General features: G+C 75.8%; 20 protein-coding genes. 12 read left to right on the top strand and 8 right to left on the bottom strand.

Going from position 1 to position 22,030, the window contains the following annotated elements:
- Positions 1-7: 7 nt before the first annotated feature.
- The 5 genes from AB0H37_RS24550 (at position 8) to AB0H37_RS24530 (ending at position 6,384) form a co-directional block, all read left to right on the top strand.
- Complete coding sequence (locus AB0H37_RS24550) at positions 8-1,351, top strand: bifunctional glycosyltransferase family 2/GtrA family protein (RefSeq protein ID WP_360615402.1); 1,344 nt, start codon at positions 8-10, stop codon at positions 1,349-1,351.
- Positions 1,348-3,480, top strand: coding sequence for a glycosyltransferase family 39 protein (locus AB0H37_RS24545; protein ID WP_360615400.1), 2,133 nt, complete (start codon positions 1,348-1,350; stop codon positions 3,478-3,480). The genes AB0H37_RS24550 and AB0H37_RS24545 overlap by 4 nt, the downstream gene beginning before the upstream one ends.
- A gap of 15 nt (positions 3,481-3,495) precedes the next feature.
- The gene (locus AB0H37_RS24540) at positions 3,496-5,541 is read left to right on the top strand and encodes a glycosyltransferase family 39 protein (RefSeq protein WP_360615399.1); all 2,046 of its coding nucleotides are present in this window, start codon (positions 3,496-3,498) and stop codon (positions 5,539-5,541) included.
- A gap of 62 nt (positions 5,542-5,603) precedes the next feature.
- Positions 5,604-5,903 (top strand): 4a-hydroxytetrahydrobiopterin dehydratase, encoded by a 300-nt coding sequence (locus AB0H37_RS24535; RefSeq protein WP_179835082.1) that lies wholly within the window; start codon positions 5,604-5,606, stop codon positions 5,901-5,903.
- A gap of 7 nt (positions 5,904-5,910) precedes the next feature.
- Entirely contained in the window at positions 5,911-6,384 is a 474-nt protein-coding gene (locus AB0H37_RS24530) for a TIGR00725 family protein (RefSeq protein WP_179835081.1), read from the top strand.
- Between the two features lie 76 nt (positions 6,385-6,460).
- On the opposite strand, the gene AB0H37_RS24525 is transcribed toward AB0H37_RS24530, so the two are convergent.
- Complete coding sequence (locus tag AB0H37_RS24525; RefSeq protein ID WP_360615396.1) at positions 6,461-7,150, bottom strand: TetR/AcrR family transcriptional regulator; 690 nt, start codon at positions 7,148-7,150, stop codon at positions 6,461-6,463.
- A gap of 75 nt (positions 7,151-7,225) precedes the next feature.
- Here AB0H37_RS24525 and AB0H37_RS24520 point away from each other — a divergent pair, with 75 nt between their 5' ends.
- Positions 7,226-8,809, top strand: a complete 1,584-nt coding sequence (locus AB0H37_RS24520) for an ATP-binding cassette domain-containing protein (RefSeq protein WP_360615395.1) — start codon at positions 7,226-7,228, stop codon at positions 8,807-8,809.
- Here the strand turns inward: AB0H37_RS24520 and AB0H37_RS24515 are convergent.
- The 3 genes from AB0H37_RS24515 to AB0H37_RS24505 are packed head-to-tail and all read right to left on the bottom strand — an operon-like array spanning position 8,806 to position 11,638.
- Positions 8,806-9,597, bottom strand: a complete 792-nt coding sequence (locus AB0H37_RS24515; protein ID WP_360615393.1) for an SDR family oxidoreductase — start codon at positions 9,595-9,597, stop codon at positions 8,806-8,808. The genes AB0H37_RS24520 and AB0H37_RS24515 overlap by 4 nt on opposite strands.
- 11 nt (positions 9,598-9,608) lie before the next feature.
- Positions 9,609-9,764, bottom strand: a complete 156-nt coding sequence (locus tag AB0H37_RS24510; protein WP_179835077.1) for a hypothetical protein — start codon at positions 9,762-9,764, stop codon at positions 9,609-9,611.
- Positions 9,761-11,638, bottom strand: a complete 1,878-nt coding sequence (locus tag AB0H37_RS24505) for a hypothetical protein (RefSeq protein WP_360615392.1) — start codon at positions 11,636-11,638, stop codon at positions 9,761-9,763. Before AB0H37_RS24505 ends, AB0H37_RS24510 begins: the two co-directional genes overlap by 4 nt.
- Positions 11,639-11,776: 138 nt before the next feature.
- Here AB0H37_RS24505 and AB0H37_RS24500 point away from each other — a divergent pair, with 138 nt between their 5' ends.
- Together AB0H37_RS24500 and AB0H37_RS24495 are read left to right on the top strand one after the other, a co-directional pair.
- On the top strand, positions 11,777-12,205 hold the full coding sequence (locus AB0H37_RS24500; RefSeq protein WP_360615390.1) for a hypothetical protein: 429 nt from the start codon (positions 11,777-11,779) through the stop codon (positions 12,203-12,205).
- A 3-nt stretch (positions 12,206-12,208) separates the two neighbouring features.
- Positions 12,209-13,522, top strand: a complete 1,314-nt coding sequence (locus AB0H37_RS24495) for a hypothetical protein (RefSeq protein WP_360615388.1) — start codon at positions 12,209-12,211, stop codon at positions 13,520-13,522.
- Between the two features lie 811 nt (positions 13,523-14,333).
- Here the strand turns inward: AB0H37_RS24495 and AB0H37_RS24490 are convergent.
- Complete coding sequence (locus AB0H37_RS24490; protein ID WP_329090449.1) at positions 14,334-14,858, bottom strand: pyridoxamine 5'-phosphate oxidase family protein; 525 nt, start codon at positions 14,856-14,858, stop codon at positions 14,334-14,336.
- Between the two features lie 100 nt (positions 14,859-14,958).
- Between AB0H37_RS24490 and AB0H37_RS24485 the strand changes: the two genes are divergently transcribed.
- Positions 14,959-15,429 (top strand): PPOX class F420-dependent oxidoreductase, encoded by a 471-nt coding sequence (locus tag AB0H37_RS24485; RefSeq protein ID WP_179835073.1) that lies wholly within the window; start codon positions 14,959-14,961, stop codon positions 15,427-15,429.
- Here AB0H37_RS24485 and AB0H37_RS24480 read toward each other — a convergent pair.
- Complete coding sequence (locus AB0H37_RS24480) at positions 15,426-17,756, bottom strand: excinuclease ABC subunit UvrA (protein WP_360615385.1); 2,331 nt, start codon at positions 17,754-17,756, stop codon at positions 15,426-15,428. The genes AB0H37_RS24485 and AB0H37_RS24480 overlap by 4 nt on opposite strands.
- A gap of 61 nt (positions 17,757-17,817) precedes the next feature.
- Here AB0H37_RS24480 and AB0H37_RS24475 point away from each other — a divergent pair, with 61 nt between their 5' ends.
- On the top strand, positions 17,818-18,771 hold the full coding sequence (locus AB0H37_RS24475; RefSeq protein WP_329090455.1) for a YafY family protein: 954 nt from the start codon (positions 17,818-17,820) through the stop codon (positions 18,769-18,771).
- A gap of 33 nt (positions 18,772-18,804) precedes the next feature.
- Here AB0H37_RS24475 and AB0H37_RS24470 read toward each other — a convergent pair whose 3' ends face one another.
- On the bottom strand, positions 18,805-19,236 hold the full coding sequence (locus tag AB0H37_RS24470) for a MarR family transcriptional regulator (RefSeq protein ID WP_179835070.1): 432 nt from the start codon (positions 19,234-19,236) through the stop codon (positions 18,805-18,807).
- Positions 19,237-19,334: 98 nt separating this feature from the next.
- Here AB0H37_RS24470 and AB0H37_RS24465 point away from each other — a divergent pair, with 98 nt between their 5' ends.
- The gene (locus tag AB0H37_RS24465; RefSeq protein WP_360615384.1) at positions 19,335-20,186 is read left to right on the top strand and encodes an NAD(P)H-binding protein; all 852 of its coding nucleotides are present in this window, start codon (positions 19,335-19,337) and stop codon (positions 20,184-20,186) included.
- Between the two features lie 60 nt (positions 20,187-20,246).
- Positions 20,247-20,618 (top strand): VOC family protein, encoded by a 372-nt coding sequence (locus AB0H37_RS24460; protein ID WP_329090460.1) that lies wholly within the window; start codon positions 20,247-20,249, stop codon positions 20,616-20,618.
- Positions 20,619-20,630: 12 nt separating this feature from the next.
- Here the strand turns inward: AB0H37_RS24460 and AB0H37_RS24455 are convergent, their stop codons facing one another.
- On the bottom strand, positions 20,631-22,007 hold the full coding sequence (locus tag AB0H37_RS24455) for a cytochrome P450 (RefSeq protein WP_229810644.1): 1,377 nt from the start codon (positions 22,005-22,007) through the stop codon (positions 20,631-20,633).
- Positions 22,008-22,030: the final 23 nt, after the last annotated feature.

Below are 22,030 nucleotides of genomic sequence, written 5' to 3'. Positions count from 1 at the left end.
CGGTTCCATGAGTCACCTCATCACCGAACCGGGCACGCCCGCCGCGCCGCCCCCGCCGCCGCACGACCACGGCGGACGGGGACGGCTCGTCGAGGTGGTCGTCCCCGTCCACAACGAGGAACGCGTCCTGTCCGCCAGCGTCGAACGCCTGCACGCCTACCTCGCCGACACCCTCCCCTACCCCTTCCGCATCACCGTCGCCGACAACGCCAGCACCGACGCCACCTGGCCGATCGCCCGCGACCTGGCCGCCCGCCACCCCCGCGTCCGCGCCGTCCGCCTCCGCGACAAGGGCCGCGGCCGGGCCCTGCGCCACGTGTGGGGGACCAGCGACGCCGACGTCGTCGCCTACATGGACGTCGACCTGTCCACCGACCTGGACGCGTTCCTGCCGCTGGTCGCCCCCCTCATCTCCGGGCACAGCGACCTGGCCATCGGCTCCCGCCTGACCCGCGGCTCCGCCGTCGTGCGCGGCCCCCGCCGCGAGATCATCTCCCGCTGCTACAACCTGCTGCTGCGCACCGCCCTGGCCGCCCGCTTCACCGACGCCCAGTGCGGCTTCAAGGCCGCCCGCACCGAGATCGTGCAGGCGCTGCTGCCCTCGGTCGAGGACGAGGAGTGGTTCTTCGACACCGAGCTGCTGCTGCTCGCCGAACGCAACGGGCTGCGCATCCACGAGGTCCCCGTCGACTGGGTCGACGACCCCGACAGCCGCGTCGACGTCCTGCGCACCGCCCGCGACGACCTGCGCGGCATGGCCCGCGTCGCCCGCCGCATGCTCACCGGCGCGTTCCGCGCCCCCGTCGGCGGACGCCCCGGCCCCGCCGCGGCCACGGGCCGGGCCGCCGAAGCGCTCCCCGCCGGCATGGCCCGCCAGCTGCCCGCCTTCGCCGTCATCGGCGTCCTCAGCACCCTCGCCCAGCTCATCCTGTTCGTCCTGCTGCGCCTCTTCCTCGGGCCGCTGTGGGCCAACGCGCTCTCCCTGGTGATCACCACCGTCGGCAACACCGCCGCCAACCGCCGCTTCACCTTCGGCGTCACCGGCAACCGCCGCGCGCTGCGCCAGCAACTCGAAGGCGGCGCCGCGTTCCTGCTCGGCCTGGCCCTCAGCACCGGCGGCCTGGCGCTGCTGCACACCGCCGCGCCCGGCGCCGGACGCGCCGTCGAGGTCGCCGCGCTCGTCACCGCCAACGCCCTGGCCACCCTCGTGCGGTTCCTGCTCATGCGCGCCTGGATCTTCCACCCGCGCCGCCTCGACCACCACCCCGCCCAAACCGCCGCAGGACCCGCCCCGGGGCCCGCCGCCGCACCCGCATCCGCCGCCGACCGCACCGGAGGGACCACGGCATGACCTCCACCCTCGCCCCGCCGCCCGACACCGGGCACGCCGCGCCCCGCGGCCGCGCCCGCCGGCTGCTCCTCGGCGCGGACGGCGACCCCCGCTGGGCGCGCCCCGCCCTGTGGGCCGTCCTGATCGCCGCCGCCGCCCTGTACGCGTGGGGGCTGTCGGCCGCCGGCGACGCCAACGCCTACTACTCCGCCGCCGTCAAGAGCGGCACCCAGAGCTGGAAGGCTTTCTTCTTCGGCTCCCTGGACGCCGGCTCCTACATCACCGTCGACAAACCGCCCATGGCGCTGTGGGCCATGGGCCTGTCCGCCCGCGTCCTCGGATTCGGGACCTGGAGCCTGCTGCTCCCGCAGGTCGCCGCCGGCGTCGCCGCCGTCGCCGTGCTGCACGCGACGGTCCGCCGCGCCTTCGGGCACGCCGCCGCGCTCACCGCCGCCGCCGTCCTGGCCCTCACCCCGATCACCGTCGCGATCAACCGCGACAACAACCCCGACACCCTCCTGATGCTGTTCCTGGTCGCCGCCGCCTGGGCCTGCCAGCGCGCCGTCGACACCGGCCGGCTGCGGCCCCTGCTGCTCTCGGCGTTCCTCGTCGGATGCGGCTTCAACACCAAGATGCTGCAGGCGTTCCTGGTCGTCCCCGCGCTGGCCCTGGCCTACCTGGTCGCCGCGCGGCCCGGCCTGGCGCGCCGCGTCGGGCACCTGCTCGCCGCCGGGGCCGTCCTGGCCGCGTCCTCCCTCTGGTGGACGCTGCTGGTCGACGCCATCCCCGCCCGCTCCCGCCCCTACATCGGCGGCAGCACCGACGGCACCGCCTGGGACCTGGTCGTCGGCTACAACGGCCTCGGCCGCATCCTCGGCCAGGGCGACGGCCCCGGCGGGCGCGGCGGCCCCGGAGGAGGCGGCGGCTTCGGCGGCCGGTCCGGCGCCGGGCGGCTGTTCAACGACATCCTCGGCGGCCAGATCTCCTGGCTCATCCCGTTCGCCGTCCTCGCCCTGGCCGCCGGCCTCGTCCTGCTGCGCCGCCGCCCCCGCACCGACACCGCCCGCGCGGCGCTGCTGCTGTGGGGCGGATGGCTCGCCGTCCACTACGTGGTGTTCAGCTTCGCCCAGGGCACCTTCCACCCCTACTACTCCACCGCCATGGCCCCCGCGATCGCCGCGCTCACCGGCGCCGGAGCCGTCCTGCTGACCGGCGCCCACCGCAGGTCGCGGGCCTGGGCGTGGGCGCTGCCCGCAGGCGTCGCCGTCACCGGCGCGTGGGCGTTCGTCCTGCTGGACCGCACCCCGTCCTGGAACCCGTGGCTGCGGTGGGCCGTCGCCGCCGCCACCGTCCTGGCGGTCGCCACCCTGATCGCGGGACAGATCTCCGGCCGTGCCGGGACGCGCGCCACCATCGCGGGCCTGGCCCTCGCCGTGACCGCGGGCCTGGCGGGCCCCGGCGCCTACGCCGTCTCGGCCGCCTCCACCACCTCCAACGGCACCAACCCCCTGGCCGGGCCCGCGTCCGGCGGCGGCTTCGGCCCGCCCGGCGCCTTCCCCGGCGGCCGCGGCACACCCCCCGCCATGTCCGGCGGCCAGGCCCCCGGCGGACAAGCGCCCACTGGCCAAACGCCCGGAGGGCAGGCGCCCGGAGGGCAGATGCCGCCGTGGCAGGCCGGCGGCCAGAACGGGCAGGCCCCGGACGGACGGGCCGCGGGCGGACGCGGGCAGCAGCGACCCGGCGGGGCCGGCGCGCGCGGCGGATTCGGCGGCGGGCCCGGCGGCGGCGTCGACACCCAGATGATCGCCTACCTGGAGAAGAACCAGGGCGGCGCCACCTGGCTGCTCGCCGTCTCCAGCGCCCAGGAGGCCTCCTCGATCATCCTGCGGACCGGTCGCCCCGTCATCGCCATGGGCGGCTTCACCGGCAGCGACCCCGCCATGACCGTCGCCAAGCTCCAGCAGTACGTCAAGGAGGGCAGGCTCCGCTACATCCTGCTCGGCGGCCGCATGGGCCCCGGCGGCGGCGACACCGCCGTCACCGCCTGGGTCCAGAAGAACGCGACCCCCGTCGACGCGAGCGCCTACGGCGGCCCCACCGGCACCGCCGCCGGAGGCTCCACCGGCGCCCGGCTGTACAAGCTCGGCTGAACAGGGAACACGCACATGACCACCACGATCCCGACCGCCCCGCCCGCGCCCCGCACCCCGCGTCGGTGGGGCGGTCTCCCGCGGCGGCTGCTGCGCGGCCCCGCCACCGACCCCGCCTGGGCCCGGCCCGCGCTGCTGGCCCTGCTCACCGCCACCGGCGTCGCCTACCTCTGGGGACTCGGCGCGTCCGGATGGGCCAACGCGTTCTACTCCGCCGCCGTCCAGGCCGGCGCCACCAGCTGGAAGGCGTTCTTCTTCGGCTCCTCCGACGCCGCCAACGCCATCACCGTCGACAAACCCCCCGCCGCGCTGTGGCCGATGGCCCTGGCCGCCCGCGTGTTCGGCGTCAACACCTGGAGCATCCTCGTCCCGCAGGCGCTCATGGGCGTGGCGACCGTCGCGGTCCTGCACGCGGCCGTCCGCCGCCGCTTCCCCGCCTGGGCGGCCCTGCTCGCCGGCGCCGCGCTCGCGCTGACGCCGGTGGCCGCGCTGATGTTCCGGTTCAACAACCCCGACGCCCTGCTCGTGCTGCTGCTGACCCTCGGCGCCTACGCCGCGCTGCGCGCCCAGGAGAGCGCGAGCACCCCCTGGCTGCTGCTCGCCGCCGCCTGCACCGGGACCGGGTTCCTGGCCAAGATGCTCCAGGCGTTCCTGGTCGTCCCGGTGTTCGCGCTGGTCTACCTGCTCGCCGCACCCACGCCCCGGCGGCGGCGGCTGTGGCAGCTGGCCGCCGCCGGGGGAGTGCTGCTGGCCTCGGCCGGGTGGTGGGTCGCGGCCGTCGCGCTGGTGCCCGCCTCCGCCCGCCCCTACATCGGCGGGTCGCAGCACGACTCCGTCCTGGAACTGGCCCTCGGCTACAACGGGCTCGGACGCCTCAACGGCGAGGAGACCGGCGGCCTCGGCAACCTCGACCAGGACGCCGGATGGGGCCGCATGTTCGGGCCCGTCATCGGCGGCCAGATCTCCTGGCTGCTGCCCGCCGCGCTCGTCCTGCTCGCCGCCGGGCTGTGGGCCACGCGGCGCGCGCCCCGCACCGACCCCGCCCGCGCCGCCCTGGCGCTGTGGGGCGGATGGCTCCTGCTCACCGCCGCGGTCTTCAGCTGGATGCAGGGCATCTTCCACGAGTACTACACCGTCGCGCTCGCACCCGCGATCGCCGCGCTCACCGGCATGGGGGCAGCGCTGCTGTGGGAACGCCGCCGGGCCCCCGGCGCCGCCGCGGTCCTGGCGGCGACCGTCGCCCTCACCGCCCTGTGGGCCTACGTGCTGCTCGGCCGGTCGCCGGACTGGCATCCCTGGCTCGCGCCCGCGGTAGCGGCCGCCGGGCTCCTGGCCGCCGCGGGACTGGCGGCCGTGCGGCTGCTGCGCGGCCCCGTCCTGGCCGGGGTCGCCGCCCTGGCGGTCCTGGCCTGCCTCGCCGGGCCCGCCGCCTACGCCGCCGAGACCGCCCGCACCCCGCACACCGGCGCCATCGTCACCGCCGGCCCCGCCACCTCCACCGGGTTCGGCCCCGGACGCGGCGGCCCTGGCCGGCGTCCCGGACGCGCCGGACCCGGCGGCTGGACCCGCGGTCCCGGCGGGCCCCCGCCCCAGGGCCCCGGCACCACCGGACGCATGCCCGGCGGTCCCGGAGGCGGCGGGGGACCAGGGGGCGCAGGACCGGGCGGGGGACCGGGCGGGCTCCTGAACGCCGGAACCCCCGACGCCGCCGTCACCTCCGCCCTCACCACCGGCTCCGCCTCCCACACCTGGGCCGCCGCCGCCGTCGGATCCAACACCGCCGCCGGCTACCAGCTCGCCACCGGCCGGCCCGTGATGGCCGTCGGCGGGTTCAACGGCACCGACCCCGCCCCCACCCTCGCCGAGTTCCAGCGCCTCGCCCGCCAAGGCGAGATCCACTACTTCGTCGGCGGAGACCGCGGCCAGGGAGGCGGCCGGGGACGCAGTGCCGGAAGCGGCAGCGACGCCGCCCAGCAGATCAGCGCATGGGTCGCCGCGCACTACACCCCCGCCACCGTCGGCGGCACCGTCCTGTACGACCTGACCCCCGCCGCGGGGTGACCGGGCGCCCCGCGGCGGGAAGGGAAGGAGGAGAACGGCACCAGCGAACAGGGAGTGACCCGATGGCCGACACGCTCGACGCCGCCGAAGTCGCCGACCGCCTGCGCGGCCTGCCCGCCTGGAGCCGGGACGGCGACCAGATCCGCAGGCAGGTCACCGCGCCCTCGTTCCCGGCCGGGATCGAGGTGGTCGCCGACGTCGCCCGCGCCGCCGAGGACGCCGACCACCACCCCGACATCGACATCCGCTGGCGCACCCTGACCTTCGCCCTGTCCACCCACAGCGCCGGCGGCCTCACCGGCAAGGACTTCGACCTCGCCGCGACGATCGACCGGATCGCCGCCCGGCACGGCGCCGGGTAGCGCCGCGATGGCCGTGCAGGTGGCGGTGTGCGGGCCGGGCGAGTGCACCGAACGCCAGTGGGACCTCGCCTACGAGACCGGCCGGATCCTCGCCGGGCGCGGCGCGGTGGTCGTGTGCGGCGGGCACGGCGGCGTGATGGCCGCCGCGGCCGCGGGTGCCCGCACCGCCGGCGGCATCGTGGTCGGGATCCTGCCCGCCGCCGACCGCGCCGCCGCCGGCCCCGACCTCACCGCCGCCGTCCCCACCGGCCTCGGCCAGGCCCGCAACAACGTCATCGTCAACGCCGCCGACGCCGTCATCGCCGTCGGCGGCTCCTGGGGGACCCTGTCGGAGATCGCCCTGGCCATGCGCGCGGGCCGCGTCCCCGTCGTGCAGCTCGGCGGCTGGCGCGTCCACGACGAGGACGGACGGCCCGTCGGCGGCATCGTGCATGCCGCCGACCCCGCCGCCGCCGTCCACGCCACCGGCCTGTGGCCCTGACCCCCGCGCCCCGCATCCGCACCCGGACCCGGGCCCGCGAAGCCGCGGCTTCGGCACGGCGAGGGGCGCCGGGCGCTCACGGACGCGAGTCGCGCAGCCGGGCGGCGATGCCGTCCAGCAGGTAGGCCAGGCCGTGGGCGAAGGTGGCGTCCCAGTCGTTGCCGCTGACATGGCCGTGCTCGGCCAGGACCGGGTACCGGTCGCTCCGCTGCTTCAGGTGGTCGTCGGCGGCCCGCCGGACGGCCGCCTCGTCGCGCCCCTGCCACGCGGCCTGCATCATCGACGACCCGATGACGTAATTGGCCACGCCGTAGGCGGCCGCGGTCAGTTCCGGCCCGGTCAGCCCCGCCCTGACGAGCGCCGCGTGCAGGAACTCGGTGCGCTCCAGCACGTTCGGGCCCATCAGCGGACGGCCCAGAAGGGCGGCCGCCCACGGGTGGCGCAGCATCGCCGCCCGCCACCCGCCGATCAGCGCGGTGACGTCCGCGCGCCAGTCCCCGGACGGGGCGCCCGGTAGCCGGGCCTCCCCGAACACCGTGTCCAGCGCCAGGTCGAGCACGTCGTCCTTGGTCCGCACATGCCAGTACAGCGTCGTGGAGCCGGTGCCCAGCCGGTCGGCCAGACGCCGCATCGTCAGCCGGCCGATGCCCTCCTCGTCCAGCAGGGACACCGCCTCGGCCACGATGCGCTCCCGGCTCAGCGGGGGCCCCTCGCGACGGGGCCTGGAGTCCCGGAACCAGATGCGTTCGGCGTCAGTCGATCCCATGCCGACCAGTCTAGTACGTTGTTCGAGTACTAGACCATTGATCCGGTACCGGGTCGACGTTCGGGAGGGACGGCCATGGGCCATATCGAGGTGAGCGAGGTGACCTACGCCCTGCCGGACGGGAGGCCCCTGCTCGACGGGGTCTCCTTCCGCGTCGGGGAGGGCGCGAAGGCGGCCCTCGTCGGCCCGAACGGAGCGGGCAAGAGCACCCTTCTGCGCCTCATCGCGGGAGAGATCCCGCCGTCCGCCGGCACCGTCGCCCACTCCGGCGGGCTCGGCGTGATGCGGCAGTTCATCCCCGGCGACCGCACCGTCACCGAACTGCTGCTGTCGGTGGCCCCGGGCCGGGTCCGCGCGGCCGCCGCGGCCCTGGCGGCGGCCGAAGAGGCGCTCGGACGGGACGAGGCCGGCCAGCTCGCCTACGCCGAGGCGATCAACGACTACACCGACGCGGGCGGATACGACATCGAGGTCGTGTGGGACGCCTGCACCACCGCGGCGCTCGGCCTGCCCTACGACCGGGTCCGCGACCGCGGGGCCGCCACCCTGTCGGGCGGGGAGCAGAAGCGGCTGATGCTGGAGGCGCTGCTGCGCGGCCCCGACCAGGTCCTGCTCCTGGACGAGCCGGACAACTACCTGGACGTCCCGGGCAAGGAGTGGCTGGAGGAACGACTGCGGGCCACCGCCAAGACGGTGCTGCTGGTCTCCCACGACCGGTGGCTGCTGGCCCGGGCGGCCGACCGCGTCATCACCGTCGAGGCCCGCACCGCCTGGGTGCACGGCGGCGGGTTCGCCGCCTACGCCGCCGCGCGCCGCGACCGGGCCGCCCGCCTCGACGAACGCCGCCGCCGCTGGGACGAGGAGCACGCCCGCCTGCGGCGCCTCGTGCACACGCTCCGGCAGAGATCGGCGAACAACGACGCCGTGGCCTCCTCCTACCAGGCGGCGCGCACCCGGCTGGCCCGCTTCGAGCAGGCCGGGCCGCCGCCGAGCGCGCCGCCCGAGCAGCGCGTCCGGATGCGGCTGCGCGGCGGCCGGACCGGCAAACGCGCCCTCGTCTGCGAGGGCCTCGAACTGACCGGGCTGATGCACCCGTTCGACCTGGAGGTCCGGTACGGGGAGCGGGTCGCGGTGCTCGGCTCCAACGGCTCCGGCAAGTCCCAGTTCCTGCGCCTGCTCGCCGGGCCGCCCGCACCGCAGGTGCCCCACCGCGGCCGGGCCCGGCTCGGCGCCCGCGTCGTCCCCGGCCTCTTCGTCCAGACCCACGCCCGCCCCGACCTGCACGGCCGCACCCCCGCCGAGATCATCATGACCGAGCACGCGTGCACCCTCAACGACGCCATGCGCGCCCTGGCCCGCTACGAACTCGCACCCGCCGGGCGCCGCCCGTTCCACACCCTGTCCGGCGGCCAGCAGGCCCGCCTGCAGATCCTGCTGCTGGAACTGTCGGGCTGCACGCTGCTGCTCCTGGACGAGCCCACAGACAACCTCGACCTGGCCGGCGCCCAAGCCCTGCAGGACGCCCTGGACGGCTACGCCGGCACCGTGCTGGCCGTCACCCACGACCGCTGGTTCGCCGCCGACTTCGACCGCTACCTGGTCTTCCACGCCGACGGCCGCGTCCGGGAGAGCCCCGAACCGGTCTGGCACGCGCCCTAGTGGGCGGAGAACCCGCCGTCGACGAAGATCGACTGGCCGGTGACGTAGGCCGACGACGGCGACGCCAGGAACACCGCCGCGCCGGCGAAGTCCTCGGCCAGGCCGTTGCGGCCGGCCAGCGTCCGCTCGGCGAGCGCCCGCACCTTCGCCGGGTCCGACGACAGGCGCGCGTTCAGCGGCGTCATCACGAAACCCGGCACCAGCGCGTTGGCGGTGACGCCGCGGCTCGACCACGCCTCGGCCTGCGAGCGGGCCAGCGCCACCAGCCCCGCCTTGGACACCCCGTAGGCGCCGCTGGTCACCGACGCCCGGAACGCCTGCTGCGAGGCGATGTGGATCAGCCGGCCGAAGCCGCGCTCGGCCATCCCCGGCCCGAACCGCTGCCCGAGCAGGAACGGCGCCTCCAGGTTCACCGCCATCGTGGTGTCCCACACGTCGGTGCCGAGCTCGTCCATCGGCGGCCGCAGGTTCACCCCCGCCGCGTTCACCAGGATGTCGGGCTCGCCGAACGCCGCCGCCGCGGCCTCGGCGGCCTCGGCCACCGCCTCGCGCGACCCCAGGTCGGCGCTCACCCGCGCGGCCCGGCAGCCGTGCCCCTCCAGCTCCCCGACGGTCGCCGCCAGCTCGGCCTCCCGCCGCGCCACGACCACCACCGAGGCCCCGGCCCGCGCGAGCGCCCCGGCGATCGCCCGGCCGATCCCCGAACTGCCGCCCGTCACCACCGCGACCCTGCCCTCCAACGAGAACAGCTCGGACAGGTACGGGACGGGAGACGGACGGTCGCTCATGACCGCAGAGTCTACGGGGCGTCCGGCGGGTCCTCCGGCGGGTCCCCGCCGCGGCGGCGGTCCCGCCACACCACGAAGACGATCACCGCGACCACCACGAACGTCGGCACGAAGAACGGCACCGCCGTGATGATCGGATGGGACGCCAGCACCCCCTGCGCCGTCATGCGCCCGCCTTCGCGCGCGACCCGTCCCGGGCGGCCCCGGCAGGCCCGGGACGGTCCGGGAGCCGCCGCGCGATCCGCGCCACGCCCCAGCCCAGCGACAGCACCAGCGCCAGCGTGCACAGCAGCACCACCGCCGAGCACGCCGCCCACAGCCAGCCCGGCACGTCGGTCTTCAGCTCCCGCTGCAGGATCGTCCGCTCGCCCCGCAGGTCCCGGGTGAAGCGCGGCGGGGCGGGCAGCTCCTTCGCGCCGATCGCCGGGTCCTCGGGCAGGTAGACCGGGACGCCCGCCAGCGTCCGCCCGTCATGGACGCGCACCAGCGTCTTCCACTCGCCGTGCAGCGGCATCGGCTCGCTCGTCCGGTAGACGCCCTCGCGCACCTTCACCAGGCGGTCGACGTGCAGGCCCTGCCCCTGCCAGCCCGTCACCGTCACCCAGGCCGGGCCGTCGACGGCGGTCGCGGGGGAGAACTCGACGCGCGCGTCGGCGGTGCGGTGCGCGGCGTCGCCGCGGACGCCGGTGAGGGTGACCGTCGCCGTGCGGCCCTGCGGGACCGAGACGACCAGGCCGTTGGCGACCGCCGCCGCCACCGCCAGGATCGCCGCCGCGAAGAGCCCGCGCGCCACCGCCGGGCGCGGTGTCCGCCCGTGCAGCCCCTCGGCCAGCAGCGCCCCGCACACGCCGCCCGCGACACCGCCCACCACGGCCATCGCCATGCCCTCGGCCACGATGTCCGGCGTCCACGGCAGCCGGAACGCCACCTGCCCGTAGGCGTACTCGGCGCCGAACCCGACCGTGCCGATCAGCACCCCCGACACCGCGCCCAGCGCCAGCGGCCGCCGCGCCAGCACCAGCGCCGCGACCTCCACGCACACCGCCTCGGCGAAGTACAGCGGCACCGCCGCCCACAGCTCCCCGATCACCCCGCCGACCAGGACCGACACCCCACCGCGCACCACCATGTAGAACACCACGGCGAACACCGCGCCGCCGCGCCCGGCCCACAGCCGCGCCGCGACCAGCGCGCAGCCCGCCGCCAGCGCGATCAGCAGCGGCTGGTGGACGAGCCGGAACTGCGGCACCCCGAAGTCGTACTCGGCCTGGAACACCGACAGCCCGATCAGCAGCCCGCCCGCGTGCATGCAGCGCCGCACGTACCTCAGCCACCCCGGCGGCTGCCCGGCGTCCCCGCAGGCCCGGCGGCCCTCCCGCTCCAGCACCATCATCGCCACCAGCGACAGCCCCGCCCCGCCGATCAGCATCAGGTGCGTCGGCCCCCACAGCGTCACGTCCTGCCCGAAGATGCGGTGCCACACGTCGTCGAGGGGGAACCCCAGCAGCGCGTAGAAGCCGGCGCCGGCCAGCAGCACGCCGCCCGCCGGGGCGTGCCAGTCCCGGGTGATCCGCACCGACGCGGGCCCGGGGTGCTCCCCCTTGGGCAGCACGACGGCCAGGACCCCGGCGGTGAAGATGCCGAACAGCCCGATCAGGATGGGGTAGTGGGCGATGTTGGCCAGCGGCCCCTCGTCCCGGCCGTGCGAGATGTGCAGCGAGATGTCCCAGTACATTCCGAGGAGCGCGACCAGCAGCGACACCATCGCGACCGGGATCGGCAGCGCCGCCCACCCCGGGGTGCCGCGGCCCGGGCCGCGCGTCGCCAGGCCCGCCGCCCGCGCCAGCACCGCGACGCGGCCGCTGCGGTGCCCCCAACCGAGCACCAGCAGCGCCGCCGTCAGCACGGCGGCGGCACCTGAGGCGATGAGGATCTGGTCGAGCGCCGCGCCGCCCGCCGGCTTGGCCGGCGCCTCGGCGAGCCGCGCCGCGACGCCCGCGCCGCTGATCGTCGCGCTCATGCCCGTCACGTGCTCCAACACCGCTGCTCCCTTGACGCACGAACCGGGACGTCCCTGTATCGACGGGGACGAACCCCTCCCCGGAGTATGCCACTTCCCAATGTGTCATTGTCTAGTGTCACAATTTGTGGTGTGCACCACCGGAACGGAAGGGGAGACATGCGGCGGCGGACACGAACGAGAACGATCGCGGCGCTGATCACCGCCACGACGGCGCTGACCGCGGCGGCCGCCTGCGGCGAGCCCGCGTCCAGGACCCCGCCGGGCGCGCAGTCCAGCGCCCCGCCCCCCGCGCGGGGAAGCGCACCGGCCGCGTCCGGGCCCTCCGCCGTCCGGATCGCCGTGACCGTGACCGGCGGGAAGGCGCACACCGCGCACCGCCGCGTGAAGGTCCCGCGCGGCGCCGCCGTCGAGATCACCGTCACCGGCGACACCGCCGACGAGTTCCACCTGCACGGCTACGACCGCGAGCTGGAGCTTCGGCCCGGGAAGGCGGCCACCCTGCGGTTCACCGCCGACACCCCGGGCGTGTTCGAGGCCGAGCTGCACCACTCCGGCGCCCGCGTGCTCGAACTCCAGGTCGGGTGACCCGTGCACGTGCTCGCCCACGGGCTCGGCGGCCGCACCGACCTGCCGCTGGACGCCGTCGCCGCCATCGCCGGCGGCGGCCTCGCCGTCGCGGCCTCCTTCCTCGCCCTCACCGCCGCGTGGAAACGGCCCCGGCTCCACCCGGACGCCGGGCGTCCGCTGCCCCCCGCCCTCGCCCGCGCGCTGGACGCGCCCGCCCTCACCACGGCGGGACGCGCCCTCGCGCTGGCCGCGGCCGCCCTGGTCGTCGCCGTCGCGTTCGGCGGACCCGGCTCCGACGCCCGCAACCTCGCGCCGTGGGCGCTGTTCGTGACGTTCTGGGTGGGACTGGTCCCCGCCAGCGTCCTGCTCGGGCCCGTGTGGCGGCGCGTCAACCCGCTGCGGACCCTGCACGCCGCGCTCTGCCGCGCCACCCGCACGCCGCCGTCGGGGCGGAGCGCCCTGCCCGCCCGGCTCGGCTACTGGCCCGCCGCCGCCTGGCTCACCGGGTTCGTCTGGCTGGAACTGGTCGCCCCGCACCGCTCCGACCCGCGCCTGGTCGGCGCCCTCATCCTCGCCTACGCCGCCTTCAACCTGGCCCCGGCCTGGTGGTTCGGCCGCGACTGGTTCACCCGCGGGGACGGCTTCGAGGCCTACTCCAGCCTCCTGGCCCGCCTGTGCCCGATCGGGCGGCGCGGCGACGGCGCCCTCGTCCTGCGCACCCCGCTCACCGGCCTGATGAAGGGCGACCCCGAACCCGGCCTCACCGCGACCGCCTGCGTCCTGATCGGCTCCACCGGATTCGACGGCATCACCCGCACCACCTACTGGCGCGACAACGTCGACCCCTCCAGCGTCCCCGCCGGCACCCTAGGCCTGGCCGCCGCCGTCGGCGCCGTCGCGCTGCTGTACGTCGCGGCGCTGCGGCTCAGCGCACGGCTGACCGGCCAGGACCCCGCCGCCCCGCACACCCGGTCCGGGCCCGCGCGGTTCGCCGCGACCCTGCTGCCGATCGCCCTCGGCTACACCCTCGCCCACTACTTCTCGTTCTTCGTCCTGGAGGGCCAGACCACGTTCATCCTCGCCAGCGACCCCTTCGGGACGGGACTGGACCTGCTCGGCTCCACCGGCAACCGTGTCGACTACGACCTCGCCGGACCCACCCTCATCGCGCAGGTCCAGGTCAACGCCATCGTCCTCGGCCACATCGCCGGCACCATCGCCGCGCACGACCTCGCCCTGCGCGGCCCCGGCCCGGCCGCGCGGGGGCAGCCGCCCATCGCGGCCGTCATGGTCGCGCTCACCTGCGCCGGCCTGTTCGCCCTGCTGAGCGGCTGACCGCTTGCGCCGCTCGACCTCCTTGGCCGCCACGCCCACCGCGATCAGGACCGGCACCGCGACCTTCGCCGCCGCCAGCAGCGTGCGCGCCCACGACGGCGCCGACACCTCCGGCAGATCGGGCCATGGGACGTCCGGCCACGGGACGTCCGGCCAGGGCGCCGACGGCAGATCCACGTCGGGAAGCGCCACCTTCGGCCACGGGACCAGCGCCAGCAGCAGCTTCACCAGGACGCCCAACCCCAGGAGCGGGAACAGCACCCTGCCCACCGCCGCCGCGATATGGCGGGAGGCGTACAGCTCCGGATGCGCCTGCGCGAACGCCTCCCGCCTCGCCGCCCGCGTCCCCGCCGGAGGCTCGAACGCCACCGGCTCCCTGACCGCCGCCGTCTCCCCGGAGGTCCTCTCTTCGGCCTCCTCTGCGTCCTCGCCCGCCTCGGGCACGCGCAGCACACAGCGGGCGGCCTGCCCGGTCACCAGGCCCATGGCGTCGAACGCGGCCACCACCTCCAGTTCCCCGAAGGGCAGTGTGACCTTCGGGAACCCCGTCGCCTCCGCCAGCCGCTCACCATCGGCGTACAGGCGCGCCGCGTGGTCCCAGCCCGCACGCTCGGTCTCGACCTCCAGCCTGCGGCCGCCGTGGACGAGCCTCCAGCGGCCGACGGGCGCGCCGCTCAGCGATATACCCCCTGACATGCCGCCAGTCTCACCGGCGGCCACACCGGAGATCGACGCCCGAACGGCCACCGCCCGTAGACCAAAGTCGGCACAGGCCCCGACCGTCCGCGCACCGCTCGATCGGCGCGGGTGGTCAGTGCGCGAAACTCCACCGCATCGCGCCGTACGGCTCCACCGTCCCCACCGTGAACACCGTGTGGAAGGTGATCCGGTAGACGTGCCACGGCGGCGGCCCCGCGCTCTGCGCGCTGTAGGGCGCGGTGAACGCCTCACCCTCCACCTGCGCGGGCCATCCGCCGTCCCGGTACCCGGCCGCGACCGCCTCCAGGACCGGCGGGTCGGTGACGCGCTCCGCCTCGCCCTCCAGCACCACGTCCCCGACCGGGGTGCGGACCGACACCGTGCACGCCGGGTTCGCCGCCAGGTTGCGGGACTTGCGCGTACCGGGCCCGCTGACGACGTACAGGTCCCCGTCGTGCCACAGCGCGCCGACGCCCGCCGAGTGCGGGCGCCCGTCCGGGCGGACCGTGCCGAGGAACACCGGCGTCCCGGCCTTCGGCAGCGCCGCCCTCAGCGCGTCGCGCACGCCGTCCCACGCCAGCTCGCCGGCGCCGTAGATGTCGAGGTCGCGCGCCTCGACGGGATCGCGGTCGCTCATCGTCACCCCTCCTTCGTGAACCGCCCTGCGGAAGCATCCGCAGGGGTGGACGGCGTGGCGGCGGGGAACTCATCGGTGCCCGGTTCCTAGAGTTGCGTCCATGGCTCCTTCGATCGCCACCGCGAACCGCGTCGACCGCTCCGAACTGCTGGAGTTCCTGCGTCCCCGCCACCACGCTCTGCTGTCCACCGCCCGCGCCGACGGCCGGCCCCAGATGTCGCCGGTGACCTGCGGCGTCGACGGCCAGGGCCGCATCGTCATCTCCACCTACCCCGAGCGGGTCAAGGCACGCAACGCCCGCCGCGACCCGCGGGTGTCGGTGTGCGTGCTGTCCGACGACTTCAACGGCCCCTACGTGCAGGTCGACGGCACCGCCGAGGTCATCGACATGCCCGAGGCCGCCGACGCGCTCGTCGACTACTACCGCTGCATCGCCGGGGAGCACCCCGACTGGGACGAGTACCGGGAGGCGATGCGCCGCCAGGACAAGTCCCTGATCCGCGTCACCGTCGAGCGGTGGGGGCCGATCGCGACCGGCGGGTTCCCCGCCCGCCTGGCCCCCGACAACTAGCGGCGGGCCGCGGCCGGCTCGGGCAGGCCGCGGCGCAGGAACTCCGCCGTGACAGAGGCCGGCGACTCCAGCAGCTCGGCGGGAGTGCCGGCGAACACGACCTCGCCGCCGTGCCGGCCCCCGCCGGGTCCGAGGTCGACCACCCAGTCGGCGTGCTTGACGACCTGCGGGTCGTGCTCGACGACGATGACGGTCCCGCCGTCGTCCACCAGCCGGTCCAGCAGCGCCAGCAGCGAGCCGACGTCGGACATGTGCAGGCCCGTCGTGGGCTCGTCCAGCACGTAGACCGTGCCGGCGCGGTGCAGCCGGGTCGCCAGCTTGATGCGCTGGCGCTCACCGCCCGACAGCGAGCCCAGCGGCCGCCCGAGCGTCATGTAGCCGAGCCCCACGTCGTTGAGGGCGCGCAACCGCGCGGCGATCGCGCGTCCGGCCGGGTCGGCGTCCTCGCAGGCGGTACCGGTCGAGCCGGCGGGCTCGGCGAAGAAGGCCAGGGCCTCCTCGGCGGTCATCGCCAGGACGTCCACGATCGTGCGGCCGCGCAGGGTGTGCGCGAGGACCTCCGGACGGTAGCGGCCGCCCCGGCACGCCTCGCACGTGGTGGTGACCGGGTCCATGAACGCCAGGTCGGTGACGATGACGCCGTTGCCGTCGCATCCGGGGCACGCGCCCTTGGAGTTGTGGCTGAACAGCGCGGCGCCGGCGCCGCTCACCCGCGCGAACAGCCGGCGCAGCGGGTCCATCACGCCGACGAAGGTGGCGGGGCTGGAGCGGCGCGACGCCGCGATCGCCGACTGGTCCACCACGACCGCGCCGGGGTTCCGGGCGGCGAACTCCTCCATGACCAGGGTGCTCTTGCCCGACCCGGCCACACCGGTGACCGCCGTGAGCACGCCCGTGGGGAACCGCACCGTCACGTCCTTGAGGTTGTGGGTGCGTGCGCCGGTCACCGACAGCCATCCGCCCGGCTCCCGGAACGCGGCCTTGACCGGCGCCGTGCGGCCCAGCGCCCGCCCGGTCGGCGTCGCGGCCGCGCGCAGCCCCGCGACCGTCCCGGTGAACACGACCTCGCCGCCGCGCACGCCCGCGCCGGGCCCCATGTCGACCACGTGGTCGGCGACGGCGATCACGGCCGGGTCGTGCTCGACCACCAGCACGGTGTTGCCCTTGTCGCGCAGCCGCAGCAGCAGGCCGTTCAGCCGGTCGACGTCGCGGGGGTGCAGGCCCGCGCTGGGCTCGTCGAAGATGTAGGTCATCCCGGTCAGGCTGGACCCCAGGTGCCGGACGACCTTGAGCCGCTGCGCCTCCCCGCCCGACAGCGTCCGGGTCGGCCGGTCCAGGGACAGGTAGGACAGGCCGATGTCCGCCACCCGCCGCAGCCGCGCGACGGCCTCCCCGGCGACCCGCTCGGCGACCGGGTCGGTGATCTCAGCGAGCGCGGCGACCAGGTCGCCGATCTCCATCCGGGACATCTCAGCGATGCCGCGCCCGCCGATGCGCGAGGCCAGCGCCGCCTCGTTGAGCCGCGCGCCTGCGCAGGCCGGGCAGGTGTCCTCGCGCACCACGCGGCGGGCCGCGTCACGCACCTTGGGCGGCAGGGACGCCAGGTCCCGCCTGAGGTAGAGGCGGTGGAACCGCTCGATCATGCCCTCGTAGGCGTTGTGGCCCATCGACCCGGTCCGGTTGCGGCGCTGCACCCGGAACCCCTTGCCGTGCAGGAGCAGGTCCCACTCCTCGGAGGTGAAGTCCCGCAGCGGCTTGTCCGGGTCGAACAGGCCCGACTCGGCGTACAGCTGCCACACGAACGTCCCCACGCCGAACGGCGGGAAGTCGACCGCGCCCTCGTTCAGCGACCGCCCGGTGTCCAGGAACCGGTCAAGGTCCACGCGCGCGACGTGCCCGAGGCCGTCGCATTCGGGGCACATGCCGCGCGGGTCGTTGAAGGAGTAGGCGGCGGCCTCCCCGGCGCTGGGCGTGCCGTGCCGGGAGAACATGAGCCGCAGGACGGGGGAGATGTCGGTGATGGTGCCGACCGTGGAGCGGGCGTTGCCGCCGATCGGCCGCTGGTCGACCACGACCGCGGGCGCGAGGCGGTCGATGACGTCGGCGTCGGGCCGCTCGTGGCGGGGCATCCGGTCGCGGGCGAACCAGCTGAGCGTCTCGTTCAGCTGCCGCTGCGACTCCGCCGCGACCGTCCCGAACACGATCGACGACTTGCCCGACCCCGACACCCCGGTGAACACCACGAGCCGGTTCTTGGGGATGCGCAGCGAGACGTCCTTGAGGTTGTTGTTCCTGGCGCCGGTGATGACGATGTGGTCCCCGTTCATGGCCGCAACGCTAGGCGGCAAAGAGGCCAGATTCTGGCCGCATTGGCCGCATACTGGGAGCATGTCGTCCGAACGCCTGCTGCGGCTGCTGTCGCTGCTGCAAACCCGCCGGGAGTGGAGCGGGCCGGAACTGTGCGCGCGCCTGGCCGTCAGCCCCCGGACCGTCCGCCGCGACATCGAGCGGCTGCGCGGCCTCGGCTACCCGGTGCACGCCACGCTCGGCGCGGCTGGCGGCTACGTCCTGGAGGCCGGGGCCGCGATGCCGCCGCTGCTGCTGGACGACGAGGAGGCCGTCGCGATCGCCGTCGGGCTGCGCGCCGCCACCGGGGGAGCGGTCGAGGGCATCGCCGAGGCGTCCGTGCGCGCGCTGGCCAAACTCGAACAGGTCCTGCCCGCGCGGCTGCGGCGCCGCGTCACCGCCCTGCACGCCGCGACCACCACCCTGGGCTCCCCGCCGGCCGGGCCGGTCGCCGCCCCCGAGACCCTGACGGTGCTGGCCGCGGCGTGCCGCGACCACGAGCGCGTCCGCTTCGCCTACCGCGACGCCGGCGACGAGGAGACCCGGCGCCTGGTCGAGCCGCACGGCCTGGTGTCGGCGGGGCGGCGCTGGTACCTGGTCGCGTTCGACGCCGTCCGCGACGACTGGCGGATCTTCCGCGTCGACCGCGTGTCGGGCCCGCTCCCGACCGGCGTGCGGTGCCCGCCGCGCGAGCTGCCCGCCGCCGACACGGCCGAGTTCGTCACCCGCTTCATGGCGGGATCGCGGCCGGCGACGCGGGCGGTGCTGCTCGTGCACGCGTCCGCGCGGGAACTGGCCGACCGGTTCCGCGTGACCGAGGTCGAGGTCGAGCCGATCGACGACCGCAGCTGCGTGCTGCGCACCTCCGCCGACTCCCTGGAGTGGACGGCGCTGCGCATCGCCTACCTCGACATCGACTTCGAGATCCGCGAGCCGGCCGAGCTGCGCGACCGCGTGGCGGCCATGGCGGACCGCCTGGCCCGCGCCGCCCGGTGACCCCCGGGCGCCGGCCGCCCGGCCGGGGCCCGGTCAGGTCTCGTCGGCCGGCAGTGCCGCCGCGGCGCGGTGGATCTTCTCCAGGGCGCTCATCAGGTGCGCGCGCTCGGCGGCGGTGAGACCGGCGGTGACGGTCTCCTCCAGCGCGCGGCGCTCGGCCTCGACCGGTTCGCGCAGGGCGCGCCCGGCGTCGGTGAGCCACAGCCGGACCAGGCGGTTGTCCCGCTCGTCCCGCCGGCGGACGAGCAGGCCCGCGGCCGACATCCGGGTGGCGGCCTTGACGACGGTCGGGGTGGTGACGTGCAGCGCCGCGGCGATCTCGCCGGGCGTGCGGCCGTCGCGCTCCCACAGCGCGCGCAGCAGGAAGTCCTGCCCGTAGTGCAGGCCGTGCCGCCGCATCCCGTTCTCCGCCGCGGCTCGCAGCGCCTTGGACGTCCGGCTGTGCAGGTCCAGGAAGTCGGGCATCGCGGGGTCCCTCGCAGCAGATCGATTGACGGCTAATCATTTACCGGCTAACGTTCAGCCGCGAACATCGATAGACGGCAAACGATTATGGAGGGCTCATGCTACTGGTCACCGGCGCCACCGGGAACATCGGAGGCGACCTCGCCCGCGAGCTGGCCGGCCGCGGCGCGCGGTTCCGCTTGCTCGTCCGCGACCCCGCGCGGGCCGCCGGCCTGCCCGCCGCCGAGCGGGTCGTCGCCGACCTCGGCGACGCCGCCACGCTGCCGCCCGCGTTCGCCGGCGCGGACCGGCTGTTCCTGCTCCCGACCGGCATCGGCCTGGAGCACACCGCGAACGCCGTCGCCGCCGCCCGCGACGCCGGGGTCCGGCACATCGTGCACCTGTCGTCCCTGACCGTGGTCGGCGACCCGGTGCCCGCCATGGGCCGCTGGCACCACGAGCGGGAGGAGGTCGTCCGCGCGTCCGGCATCCCCTTCACGATCCTGCGGGCCGGCGCCTTCATGGCCAACGCGCTGGAGTGGGCGGCGACCGTCCGGGGCGGCGGGTACGTCCTGGACCCGACCGGCCCGGGGCGGTTCGCGCCGGTCGACACCGCCGACCTCGCGGCCGTCGCCGCCGCCGTCCTCACCGAGGACGGCCACCAGGGCCGGACCTACGCCCTCACCGGCGGCGAGCTGCTCACGGTCGCCGAGCAGGTCGAGATGATCGCCGCGGCCGCCGGGCGCGGGATCGAGGCCCGCCCGGCGCGGACCCCGGAGGAGGCCGTGCGGGCCCGCTTCCCCGGTGGCGCGCCCCCCGCGCTCGCCGACGGCCTCGTCGACTGGTACGCGCGCATGCGCGCCGGCGACGCCGCCATCCGCACCGACACCGTGGAGCGGCTGCTCGGCCGCCCGCCCCGTACCTTCGCCGCCTGGTGCGAGCGCAATGCCGACGCGTTCTCCGGTACCTGACAGAAGATGTCAGCTTCCCCTGGGAACCTGGGGGCACACCGATCACGAAGGAGCCGATAGATGCCCGGAATCGCCGAGTTCGTCGCCGTCACCCTCGACTGCCCGGAACCCCCCGTGCTCGCCGCGTTCTACGCGGCGGTGACCGGAGGCGAGGTCACCTACGACACGCCCGAGGCCTCCGCCGTCAAGCTGTCCAACGGCCTGGACGTCTACTTCCAGGGCGTCGCCGGGCACCGGCCGCCCACCTGGCCCGAGGGGGAGCGCCCCCAGCAGTTCCACCTCGACTTCTACGTCGACGACCTGGACAAGGCCGAGGAGACCGTCACCGGCCTCGGCGGCGCCAGGCCCGACTTCCAGCCCGGCGGCGACCGCTGGCGCGTCCTGACCGACCCGGCCGGGCACCCCTTCTGCGTCTGCCTCCGCCAGAACTAGCCGGGCGCCGCACTAGCCGAGCACCCGCACCGGCACGCCGCCGCGCGGGCGCATCGCGGTCACGCTCGTCGGCGTGGCGGCGGGGGAGACCAGGGACAGCCGCGTGCGGCGCAGCAGGCACGCCAGCATCGTCTTGATCTCCACCGTCGCCAGCGTCGAGCCGATGCAGCGGTGCGGGCCGCCGCCGAACGGCAGGTACGTCGCGGGCGTGGTGGGACGGTACAGCGCCGAGGACCGGTCCCACCGCTCGGGCCGGAACCGCCCCGCCTGCGGCCACACCTCCGGCATCCGGTGGGTGACGAACGGCGAGTAGAACACCATCGCCCCCGCCGGGACCCGGTACCCGCCGTAGGAGAAGTCCTCGACGGGGACGCGGGCGCTGAGCACGGCCGGCGGGAACAGCCGCAGCGTCTCGTTCACCACCCCGTCCAGGTACTCCAGCGCGGGCAGGTCGGCGGCCTCGACCGGCCGGTCGCCGACCACCTCGGCCACCTCCCGCCGCGCCCGCTCCTCGGCCTCCGGATGGGCCAGCAGCGCGTGCACCGCCCACGCCATCGCGGCGCTGGTGGTGTCGTAGCCGGCCGAGATGAGGCTGATGACCTGGTCCTGGAGCTCCTGGCGGGTCAGGCCCGCGCCGTCCTCGTCGCGCGAGGCCAGCAGCATGCCCAGCACGTCGTCGTACTCGCCGCCCTCGCGCAGCCGCCGTTCGATCTCCTCGTCCACCCGCCGGGTGACGAGCGCGCGCGACTCCGCGACGCGCCGCATGTAGGGGTTGGGCACCGACCGCAGCACCATCTGCAGCACGAAGTTGCGGTCGACGGCCGCGAGCGCGACCTGCAGGCGCCGCCCGATCACCTCGCTGTCGGCGGCGAGCCGGTCGCCGAACAGCACCTCCACCGTGCTGCGGCGGATCACCCCGCGCAGCTCGGCGTAGGCGTCCAGCGTCCGGCCGGGGCGCCAGGACTCCAGCGCCGCGTCGGTGTTGGCCGCCATCCGCGCCACGTACCCGGCGACGCGCCGGTGATGGAAGGCCGGCTGGACGAGCCGGCGCCGCCGCCGGTGGTCGGCGCCGTCGCTGACGATCAGCGCGGTCTCCCCGTTCACCGGCACCAGCAGGTCGAACGCCTCCCGCCAGCGGAACAGGCCCGAGTTGGCGAACACGAACGCGTTGGCGTCGGGGCCGAACAGGTGCACGAACGGCATCCGGCGCGTCCCGACGACCGCGACCGGGCCCGCCTCGGCGTGCAGGCGCAGCAGGCTCGCGCACGGGTTCCGCGTGAACCCGATCCCGTGCCGGACCGTCAGCGACGGCGAGGGGCCCCGCACCTTCCCGCCCGCCGTTCGGGCCTTGCGGGGACGGGGCGCGCGTACCGGGGTGTCGGGGGCCACGCGCCCCACTATCGCACGCCCCC

Source organism: Actinomadura sp. NPDC023710, assembly GCF_040639875.1.
Taxonomy (GTDB): Bacteria; Actinomycetota; Actinomycetes; order Streptosporangiales; family Streptosporangiaceae; genus Spirillospora; species Spirillospora citrea.
The sequence above is the reverse complement of the archived record's forward strand: the minus strand, read 5'-3'. Positions and strand labels throughout refer to the sequence as shown.